The organism is Cryobacterium sp. 10I5, assembly GCF_035019865.1.
Classification (GTDB): Bacteria; Actinomycetota; Actinomycetes; order Actinomycetales; family Microbacteriaceae; genus Cryobacterium; species Cryobacterium breve_A.
The window spans coordinates 1-9,641 of sequence record NZ_JASJVI010000110.1; the positions used below are offsets into that span (position 1 = coordinate 1).

At 64.2% G+C, this 9,641-nt stretch carries 10 protein-coding genes and 1 pseudogene; 2 read left to right on the forward strand and 9 right to left on the reverse strand.

The genetic code is table 11. The annotated features are described in order from the left end of the window. Both QN350_RS17660 and QN350_RS17665 read right to left on the reverse strand, forming a co-directional pair. Nucleotides 1-395, reverse strand: a 395-nt coding sequence (locus QN350_RS17660; RefSeq protein WP_323516985.1) for a hypothetical protein, incomplete at its 3' end; no start/stop codon positions are given. 140 nt (nucleotides 396-535) lie between these two features. After that, nucleotides 536-1,659, reverse strand: a pseudogene (locus tag QN350_RS17665) (IS3 family transposase); the annotation flags it as partial. A 580-nt stretch (nucleotides 1,660-2,239) separates the two neighbouring features. Here QN350_RS17665 and QN350_RS17670 point away from each other — a divergent pair. Next, nucleotides 2,240-2,935 carry an alpha/beta hydrolase gene (locus QN350_RS17670; protein WP_323503435.1) on the forward strand — a complete coding sequence of 232 codons (696 nt, stop codon included), beginning with the start codon at nucleotides 2,240-2,242 and terminating at the stop codon, nucleotides 2,933-2,935. A gap of 263 nt (nucleotides 2,936-3,198) precedes the next feature. On the opposite strand, the gene QN350_RS17675 is transcribed toward QN350_RS17670, so the two are convergent. From QN350_RS17675 to QN350_RS17705, 7 genes are all read right to left on the reverse strand, one after another. Beyond that, on the reverse strand, nucleotides 3,199-3,903 hold the full coding sequence (locus QN350_RS17675; protein ID WP_322135538.1) for a TIGR04282 family arsenosugar biosynthesis glycosyltransferase: 705 nt from the start codon (nucleotides 3,901-3,903) through the stop codon (nucleotides 3,199-3,201). Nucleotides 3,904-4,321: 418 nt separating this feature from the next. Then, a complete protein-coding gene (locus tag QN350_RS17680) occupies nucleotides 4,322-4,762 on the reverse strand; it encodes a hypothetical protein (protein ID WP_322140304.1) in 441 nt (146 codons plus the stop codon). Between the two features lie 281 nt (nucleotides 4,763-5,043). Beyond that, nucleotides 5,044-5,436: a hypothetical protein gene (locus QN350_RS17685; RefSeq protein ID WP_322140305.1), complete on the reverse strand. Its 393-nt coding sequence runs from the start codon at nucleotides 5,434-5,436 to the stop codon at nucleotides 5,044-5,046. Then, the gene (locus QN350_RS17690) at nucleotides 5,433-5,978 is read right to left on the reverse strand and encodes a DoxX family protein (RefSeq protein WP_322140306.1); all 546 of its coding nucleotides are present in this window, start codon (nucleotides 5,976-5,978) and stop codon (nucleotides 5,433-5,435) included. The genes QN350_RS17685 and QN350_RS17690 overlap by 4 nt, the downstream gene beginning before the upstream one ends. Nucleotides 5,979-5,994: 16 nt before the next feature. Further along, nucleotides 5,995-6,957, reverse strand: coding sequence for a radical SAM protein (locus tag QN350_RS17695; RefSeq protein WP_322140307.1), 963 nt, complete (start codon nucleotides 6,955-6,957; stop codon nucleotides 5,995-5,997). 29 nt (nucleotides 6,958-6,986) lie between these two features. After that, complete coding sequence (locus tag QN350_RS17700) at nucleotides 6,987-7,811, reverse strand: phosphate/phosphite/phosphonate ABC transporter substrate-binding protein (RefSeq protein WP_322140308.1); 825 nt, start codon at nucleotides 7,809-7,811, stop codon at nucleotides 6,987-6,989. Nucleotides 7,812-7,818: 7 nt separating this feature from the next. After that, nucleotides 7,819-8,952 carry an acyl-CoA dehydrogenase family protein gene (locus tag QN350_RS17705; RefSeq protein ID WP_322140309.1) on the reverse strand — a complete coding sequence of 378 codons (1,134 nt, stop codon included), beginning with the start codon at nucleotides 8,950-8,952 and terminating at the stop codon, nucleotides 7,819-7,821. 297 nt (nucleotides 8,953-9,249) lie between these two features. On the opposite strand from QN350_RS17705, the gene QN350_RS17710 reads away from it, so the two are divergent. Further along, nucleotides 9,250-9,641: transposase (locus tag QN350_RS17710; protein ID WP_323516987.1), on the forward strand; the 392-nt coding region annotated here is incomplete at its 3' end.

Genomic DNA, 9,641 nt, shown 5'->3' on the forward strand with positions numbered 1-9,641 from the left:
TCGTCATGACCGATGACTTTGATGGTTGCCGTGCCCGATGCCCCGCTCGGGACGGGTTGGGCGATGTCGCTGGTCAGCACAGCCGAGGCATACTGGGTGCCGGCACCGTCGTAGCGGAACTGTTCGTCGTGGGCGCTGTGTGGGTCCAGGGTCGCCGTCTTCGCGGGGACGACGAGTCCCACGCCCGGTGCGCTGAAGTAGAACTGGCCCACTCCAGCAGCTGTGGAGTCCAGGTCGATGCGCAGGTATGCGCCGCTGGCTTGGTCACGGAAGCCAACGCTGGGATCGCTGAAATTCACGGCCGCTTCCGCGTGGCCGGGAAGATTGGCGACGACCAGTGCTGCCAGGCCGATAACGGCGAGGCCAGCCAAGCAGAAACGAATGCGTTTTCTCATGATGGTCCTCACGGTTTGCAGTTGTAGGGGGTGCCGTTGGCACGGCCGTTGAGGAGAAGCACCAACTCGTCCTCCGCACGGGACTGCCCCGAGTTCAGTTGACTCAAAGGGTTAGTGGTTTCAGGCGGCCTTGAGGCCACGTATATTGTGTCAAACTCGATCGGGGTGAGCTTGCCGAGGCGGCGTTGCCGGCGCTTGCGGTGGTATGTCCGTTCGATCCAAATCACCATCGCGAGGCGCAGTTCCTCTCGGGTTGACCACCGCTGCCGGTCAAGAACGTTCTTCTGCGGCAGGGCGAAAAAGGACTCCATCGCGGCGTTGTCGCCGCAGGCGCCGACGCGGCCCATCGATCCGGTGATGCCGTTGTTCTTCAGCACGCGCAGGAACGCGTTGGAGCGGAATTGAGAGCCGCGGTCCGAGTGCAGGATCGTGCCGTTGATGGTGCGCTGACTGATCGCGTTCCGGGCGGCCGCGACGGCCAGGGACGCCTTCATCCTGGAGTCGATGGAGTAGCCGACGATCTTGTTCGAGTAGACGTCTTTGATCGCGCAGAGGTAGATCTTGCCCTCGTCGGTGCGGTGTTCGGTGATGTCGGTCAGCCAGAGCTGGTTCGGGCGTGTCGCGGTGAATTTCCGTTTGACGAGGTCGTCGTGGACGGGAGGGCCAGCCTTGCGCGTGAGGCCGCGTTTCTTCGCGAACACGGACCAGAGTCGCTGCTGCGAGCACAGCCGCCAGACCCGGTTCTCGCCGGCCGTGAGGCCCGACTGGTGGAGCTCGTCGGCGATGAATCGGTAGCCGAACGCAGGGTCGTCCCGGTGAGCGTCCCAGGCAGCGTTGGTGAGGTGGGCGTCGTCCCAGTCGCGCTGGGAGACTGGGTTGCGCTTCCACTGGTAGAACGCTTGTTTAGAGAAGCGCAACACCCGGCAGGTCACCGTGACGGGGACACCGTCGACGGCCAATTCACGGACCAGCGGGTAGATCATTTTGGGTTGACGTCCCGGGAGAGATACGCGACGGCCCGCCGCATGACCTCGGCTTCCTGCTCGAGCAGCCGGATGCGCTTCTTGGCATCCCGGAGCTCGGTGGATTCCTTCTCGGTCACGCCGGGCTTGACGCCTTCTTGGACGTCGGCTTTCTTCAGCCAGTTCGCCAGGCAGGACTCCGAGATCCCGAAGTCCTTCGCGATCTGATTCAGCGGGGCTTCGTGCTTCCGGGCTACCGCGACAACATCGCGGCGGAACTCGGGTGGGTAGGGCTTGGGCATGATGACATCTTTCCAGCGAAGACGAATCTCCACAGGTCAGGAGTCAACCAAACCGGGGGCAGTCCCATGGCCTGACCCAGGGCGATGGATTCACTGGGCGGATACAAGGGATCCCAGGTGTAGCGGTGCAGTTGAACGAATTCCCAGTTCTGTGCGCCGCGAGGTCCATTGAGGAATTTCTGGCCACCCTCTGCTGACGTGTCGGTTGGTTCGTCTGCGCCGCGGAGAACGACATCGTCGCCCAGTGAGGTGTTGTCGCCGTAATTGAGTCGAGTTCGAATTATTTGTCGAGAAGCGTTCCTGATAACTGCTGCGTAGCTGAGCCGATAGAAAGTGCCAGGAAAAATTCGGAGCGCAATGTTTGCGAGAGGACAGCACTGACCCGTAAGGGGAACCGCGAGCGTTTCAGCACCAGAGGCGAGCCAAAGTTCCTCGCCTCCCCAGCCGCGGCCTGGATCGACGCACCAACCTCAACCATCCAGGCAGAACAAGCCAAATGAACTCACGCTTGCCTCATCCAACTGGACGTTACGAGGTGGCGTTCGACTTGACTGTCGGTGGGTCGGGTGAGAATGGATTCATGAAGATCGTCCTGGTTCCGCCGCTGCTCTGCTCCCCCCTCGCTTACGCGCCGGTGATCGACACTGTCTGGTCCCACGGTCAGGTCACCATTGCCGATACCCGCCATGACGACACGATCGCGGCAATGGCTGAACGGATTCTCCGCGAGAACGCCGGAGAATTCGCCATTCTTGGTACCAGCATGGGAGGGTACGTCGCCTTGGAAGTCGTCCGGCAAGCACCCGACCGAGTCACCGCCCTCGCCCTCGTGAGCACGTCCGCCCGAGCCGACACCACAGAGCAGGTCAAGGCGCGGTCCAACCAATCCGCACTCGTCGAGGACGGGCATTTCGACGCCCTCGTCGACGCCGCCTTCCCCGGCGTCGTCGCAGCCAACAACGAGTCTGACCAGGCACTGCTGGCCACATGGCGGGCCATGACAGCGCCAGTTGGCCCAGGCGCCTTCCTGCGCCAACAGTGTGCTGTCGTTCAGCGCTCTGACCTCCGCTCGATACTGCCGTCGATAACGTGTCCCACGGCGATCATCCACGGGGCTGCAGATCGCCTCATTCCCCTCGCCGCCGCCGAAGAAACAGCCGCCTCAATGCCTGCAGCCACATTCACCATCATCGAGGGCGCCGGCCACTTCCTGTTCCATGAACGGCCCGCCGCCGCACGAGACGCCGTAGACACATGGCTCGAGTCAGCTGAATAGCTGAACCGCAGCCATGTGATGCCGCCAGACAACGTTCAACCACCGGGCCCGCGTGTGTCCGGGACGCCTCGGCAAAACCTTCAAGCCCTCGAATCCGACATCCGCAAATGGGTCAAGGGTTGGAACGAGAACCCGAAGTCATTCATCTGGACCAAGCCCGCCGAACAGATCCTCGAATCCCTCAGCAGACTTCTACAACGAACTAACGCTAACGGCGCAGGACACTAGCGAGGTCGGATGCATCACTGGCCCGGCGACAGCTCCTACCCGCTCGGTGTCAGCCCCGCGTCGGGCCTGCCTGGCACCGCGGGCCGCATCGTGGCGAGGCTCGCCGCGAACCGGCCCCCGGGGGCGAGGGCCGCCACCCGGTCGGCATCGGCGACCGTGTCGACGTCGGTGAGGTGTGGGAGCCGCCGCACCCGGAGCCCGGCCTCGTGCAGGCGGGCGAGCTGCCGGGCGCCGGTGTCGTCCTGGGACATCGGGATGCCGCGGATCAGGTCGCCACGCGACAGCACGCCGCTCGACTGCACGCGACGCGACAGCAGGCCGCGCGGGTCGCCGAGCGCGAGCGCCCAGAAGCCGCCGTCGTTCGCTGGGCCGAACCAGGCATCCGTGGTGTCGTCCCAGTCGGTGAAGACTGGCTCGAGCAGCGCCGTGGTGACCTGGGGTGTGTCCATGCCGATGAGGAGGGTGGGTTCGTCGAGGGAGTCGAAGATGGCCGCGAGGCGTGCGTCGAGACGGCCGGACGTCTGGGGCAGGATCTCGAAGGCGTCGGCGGCGACCGGCGGCGTGACACCGTCGAAGGCGAGGATGCGACGCGTCGCCGGGAGAGCCCCAACGGCCGCGAGCGTGTCGTCGAGGCTTGCCGCCGCGAGCAGCGCCGCCTGCTCGAGGCTGAGCGGCGGGTGCAGCCTGGTCTTCACCCGACCGGGCAGGCACTCCTTGGCGATCACCACGACGGCCGTCATCGCCGAGCCCCATGCAGCAGGGCAGACATGTCGCCGATCAGGGTCACGGTGTTCATGTCGCTGCCACACGATGGGCAGGCCGACCGATCTCGGCCTCGATTGCCCGATCCTCACGCGCGAGAGGGGGCCGGGCGGCGTTGACTACCTCGGGGTGAACGTTCGAGCCCGACGCCGAGGCCGCCACAATCATAAGCAGCACGTCGACCGCGTCGTCGACTCCGCTATTGGTGAGGAGTCCGCCCGCGCTAGCAAGAACCGAGGTCGCCTTGAACCCTGTCGATCTCATCGCCCCCCTCGTCTCTAACCACGTACCACCTATTCTGGCCCGACGGTGACTGCCCGACACTGCCTGCCCGACAATGAGCTCTGGGCTCGCCAGCACCTCGTCGAGCGTCGGGTTCGCCGATGGGTCGAGACCCTACTCCTCGCGGCCGGGCACAGAGTCGATGCCGAGCCCCATCGGAGTGAATCGGTCGGTCGACCCGAGACAGCAGCGCCGAAACCACGAGTCGTGGACGAAGACCAGGTGGCGCAGCGTTTGCACAGCCGACCACTCGTCGTTCACACGCTCGTGCTCGATGCCCGGCGACTGCCGCATGCGCGCCACGGTCGCCGCCCAGCCGGTGCGCAGCTGCCGCCACCCTCGGCGAACGTCGGCCAGGTCGTCCGATCTGATGAGTCGGCGGACCGGGTGAGGACGGTCGAGCTCGGCCTCGACGTTCTCCATGACTTCGACGCCGTTCACAACGAGGTTGGTCACCAGCCCGTCGATCACGGCGCCCTGCATAACCACGCCGATCAGACGGGTGTTCTTCAGGTTGCACTCGCGGAATTCCGCGCCCTTCAGGTCCTCGTCCACGTCCCGTTTCATGCTTGGCAGGCTACGCCCGGCCCCGACGCCTCCGAACGCTGTCCCGCAAGCCCGTCGGCTTGCGGGACAGCGGGGAGGCCATCGCTTGTGGCTTCTGATCGTACTGATGCTGCATCGCGTGGCAACCCTGTAGAGGGTTGTTCGGGGCCTGCCCACTCAACGCAAAGGGCTTTCGAGGGGGGATGCGTGGCTCGCACCGTTTCAGGTGCGGAGTGCGCTGGTGGTCGTGACGATGGGCCTGTTGGACCTGCCAATCAACCGTGGTGTCTTCAACCACGTTTGGGCATCGGCCATGAGGTGATCCAAATGGCGGTGAGAGCAGTGCCGAGTCCGGTCATTAGGGCGGCGGCGTTGACAGAACCGGAGATGATGCCGATAGTCGCAGCGTAGGTGACGAGGCGAACCAGCCCGACGACGATGAGGATCGCGCCGGCCGCTAACAGGAGCGCGGGCATTCGCAGTGCACAGCCGAGCGCGGCGAGGGCACCGAGTCCGACCAAGACGAGTGCTTGCAGAAGGTTGACAGATATGAACTGTAGCGGTGTGTAGTCAAGCAGCGAGAACAACGAGCTGAGCGCGGTGAAGCCTGCGACGATCAGGCCGCGGGTACGCCAAACTGCTGAGGTTGAAGCTGTACCACCGGCAAGTGGGGTGGCGCTCATGAGAGGGCCATCGCAATCCGACCCGGCCGGCGTGAGCCGAGCGACCACCGGGGTCTCAGCAACCCGTCAACGCCTGCGATCCTTCCCGCGGCGGTTGCCAGGATGACGAATTGCGCTGCGAACATCAGGTAGTAGCTCCATTGCCACTCCCCGGGGGTGTTCAGCACCGAGAGGGTGATGGCGATGGTCTGGAGGATGCCGATGGCCGCCCAGAAGCGTGTCAGGAATCCCACGAGCAGGAACGCGCCGAGACAGAATTCCGCGATCAGCACCCCCCAGCCGAAGAGCGCGAAGTTGGGGAAGATGACATTCTGCACCAGCCAGCTGAAAGCTCCGAGCACCGGATGCTTCACCGCATCGGCGGTGTACTGGTACAGGCCGTCTTGGGCAGCCTGCCCGAAGTCTGGCGGGCGTTTCCAGTTCACGTTCTGCAGCCACATCAACCCCACTGCGATCCGCACGGCCGCGAGCACCGCGCGAGTGAGACGCCCGGTCTCGATCTGGTTGATATGTGTCGGTGCGGTGGTTCGGGTGGTGGTCATGGAGTTCTCCTTCGTTTCAGGCGCAGGCGAACATCGACGTGGCGGACGTTGCGGATGACCACTGTTGGGTGAAGAGCTCACTGACCCGGTCGAGCGCGGGAGCCAGGGGGAGTATCCGGCGACTCACGAGCGCGTTTTCGTCAAGGGCAGCGACGGGATGCCAGTAGATACCGTCCGCCGTCACGGTCACCTCGGGGATCAGCGATTCGCGTGTGAATGCGACCCCCTCTTCCGCGACGCCTTGGAGCGCGATGGGGCGGATGACCTGGTCGGCTCGCGGGATGCCGAGCCCGTCGAATAGCGCGTGCAACTGGTCGAGGGCCGGGTCGTCGTGCGCCGAGATCGTCGCGGCGACCCGCACAGTGAACTCCTCGTCGAGGGCTACTCGAATTCCGGCGAGTGCCCGTTTCCAGCTGCCGACACCGCGGTGGGAATCGTGTACCTCGGGGGTGGGTGAGTCCACACTGATTTGGAGCGCGAAGCCTTGACGCGGCATCGCCTGTAGTTTACGCAGCCCGTGGCCGCGGAACAGCATCCCGTTGGTCAGCAGTGTGGTCGGCAGGCGATCTACGCAGGCCCGCACGATGACGTCGATGTCCGGCAGCAGGAACGGTTCGCCGCCGGTGAGATACAGCTCGCGCACCCCCCAGTCGGCAGCCTCGGTGACGAGTGCCTGAATATTGTCGATACCGAGCAGACTCGGATCGGTCTTCGGCGACGACGCGACGCAGCAATAGTCGCAGGCCAAGTTGCAGTGAAAGTTCGTGTAGAGCCAGAGCCGCGCCCCGGGCATCCGGTCGGCGGGGATCATGCTGCCGGGGTTGCGCGGCCGGCCCCGGCACACGGTCACGTGGCCGGTGTCCTGCTCGACCATCAAAGTGCTGACGAGGGTGTTGCCCGTTTTCTCGCACCATCGGCGCACGAGTTCCAGTTCGCTCGCCGACGCCACCGCAAACTCTGCCGTGTCGCCTTCGGCCATTTGCTCCACGGTCCGCATCAGCGCCATGACTACCATCGGGCGTCGACGCCCTGTTCCTTGATCGCCGCAAACAATCCGTTGTAGCCCTCGAGGTGTGGCTCGACCCATCGGGTCAGACCCTCCAATTCGAGGATGCGACGGTGCGCTGGCACCTCCCAGTCCATCGCGAGCAGCTTCGCCACCCACGGTGCATAGACCGACTCGGGCAAGGTGTCGAGGGCGGTGAACATGCAGTGCGAGTAAGTTTCGGTCTGCCAGACCGGCTCCAGCATGCCCGGCATCAGGTCGCCGCGGCCGATGTTCTCCCACACCGTGATACCGATCGCAGCGACATCAGCATCACCGGCAAGCACCGCATCGATCGCATCCAGCTCACTGCGACCGGTGTCACCGTGCTTGCCGATGTCACTGTTGAAGCGCTGAATGTGCAGGTGATCGACATCCACTCCGGCTTCGCGCAGATAATGCAACGGCAGAATCGCAGCATGCGCTGAGTCTGCCGACCCGAGTGCCAGGCGCCGAGTCGCGATATCGCCGGGTCCGGACCAGCCGCTTCCCGCTGCCGCAACGAACACCGTCGAAAATGTGGCGTCCGTGTCGCGCATGGCCAGCGCCCGCACGTGCCCGTCGGTCTGAAGCACGGACCGCGCATACGCAAGATTCGTGTTCCAGGCGATGTCGATCATCCCCGCTTGCAGCGCGTCGACCAAGCGACCATAGTTCGAGAACAGCACGAAATCCATCGCCGTTGCCGGTTCATCGAAGTATTCGCGGATGCCTTCCCAGATGGGAACGACGTTGGGCGTGTAGGCAACCGCTCCGATGAGCAGGGGGGCTCCGACGAGTTTCGACATCCGAACCTCAGAACAGCGGAAGGCCGGTGACAGCCTTCCCGTAGAAGTCGTAAAGCACGTCGGCGGTCGGGGCCATGACCGACCCCGCACGCGCATCCCGGAAGGCCCGCTCGATAGGTAGGTGTTTTGAGAACGCCGCTCCGCCGCACACCCGCATCGCCGATTCGGTGATGGTCAGCGCAGCGTCATTGGCGGATGCCTTCACCCCCAGCACGAACAGCGGAGTGTCCTCGGCTGGGTTCGCCACTTTCGCGGCCGCCTGTGCGAGATAGGACTTCTGCGCTGTCAAGGTGATGCTCATCTTCGCGATTTGTGCCCGGATCGTCGGTAACGCGGAAAGAGCCTGGTCTAGGTGCTCCAGCCGGGCACCGGTCACGTGTGCGACGGCGGCATCAACAGCTGCGGTTGAGAGTCCGAGCGACACTGCCGAGTTGCCCAGGTTGAACCAGGGAAGCACGGTGGCCATCATTGTGCCGAACCCGCTGCCCGGCTCACCGAGACGATAACTGGACGGAATAGTGACCGCTACCGTCATCGGGCTCGACGCATTGCCGCGCAGGCCCAGTCCGCTCCACGGACCGGCGATGTCCAAACCCGGTGTCGAAGCCGGGATCGCGTACAGGTCGACGGTCTCCGGGTCGACCGCGCTTTTCGACGACATCACGTACACGTCGGCGTACCCGGCCGAGGTCACCCAGCTTTTGTAGGCGGTGAAACGAAGGTCGTCCCCGTCGACTACCGACTCGGACACGGGAGCCCAGAAGTGAGATCGCGACCCCTTCTCACTGAACGCGAGAGTGCCGAGCACCTCCCCGGAAGCCATCCGCGACAGGAGGTCCGGCATCGCGGTCGACGGGGCGGATGCCAACGTCACCGCGGCCGCGACATGCATCAGGTAGATCATCGCGGTAGAGCCGCACGCCACCGCAATTGCGCTCAGCACCTCCGTGAACTCGACTGGCCCGGCCCCCATGCCGCCGGCCTCCTCGCTGATCACCAGGCCGAGCAGCCCGCTCGACCTGAGTGCCGCGACTGAATCAACAGGGTAGCTGCCATCGGCATCAACCTGTTGGGCGTGAGCGGCGGCTACTGCCGTTACCCGCGCTACAGCTTCTTGGAGGGTCGACTGCGTCATGGTCATCCGGTCTCCTGGCATCGTTGCTCAATTTTTTCGACACCGCTCAAGCGGGATCGACCAGCTCAGTATCCCCCACAGGAATGTCAGGGCTGCAAGAAAATAGTTACGAGTGTCTAACGGTGCGGGGGGCTCATTGCTGACTGCCATCGCATCGACCGGCGGTCGAACGCGGCAAGCAAAGGTTACGTCCCCGTGAGTGGTGTGGTTTCCCGCTCTTGAGCGTTGCTTCGTCAACGTAAAGAGCCACCGTGGGATGGTCAGTGAGTACCGACTAAAGCAACTCACGAAGGACACCACACGATGGCTCTAGACCAGTCTGTCCTGCTCGACCTGTTGGGAGAACTCAAACTCACCGATGTCACCGATCGCATCCGCGTCGCGACGGAAACCTTGTATCAAGAATTGATCGATGCGGAGGCGACCGCTTTCATCGGCGCCGCCCCGTTCGAACGCTCCAGCGATCGCACCACCCACCGCAACGGGACACGGTCGAGGACCTTGTCGACCACGGCCGGGGACCTTGACTTGAAGATCCCGAAGCTGCGCGCCGGGTCATTCTTCCCGGCGCTGCTGGAGCGTCGCCGCCGGGTGGACCAGGCCCTGTTCGCGGTCGTGATGGAGGCCTACGTCCACGGCGTCTCGACCCGGAAAGTCGACGACCTGGTCAAGGCCCTCGGTGCGGACACCGGGAT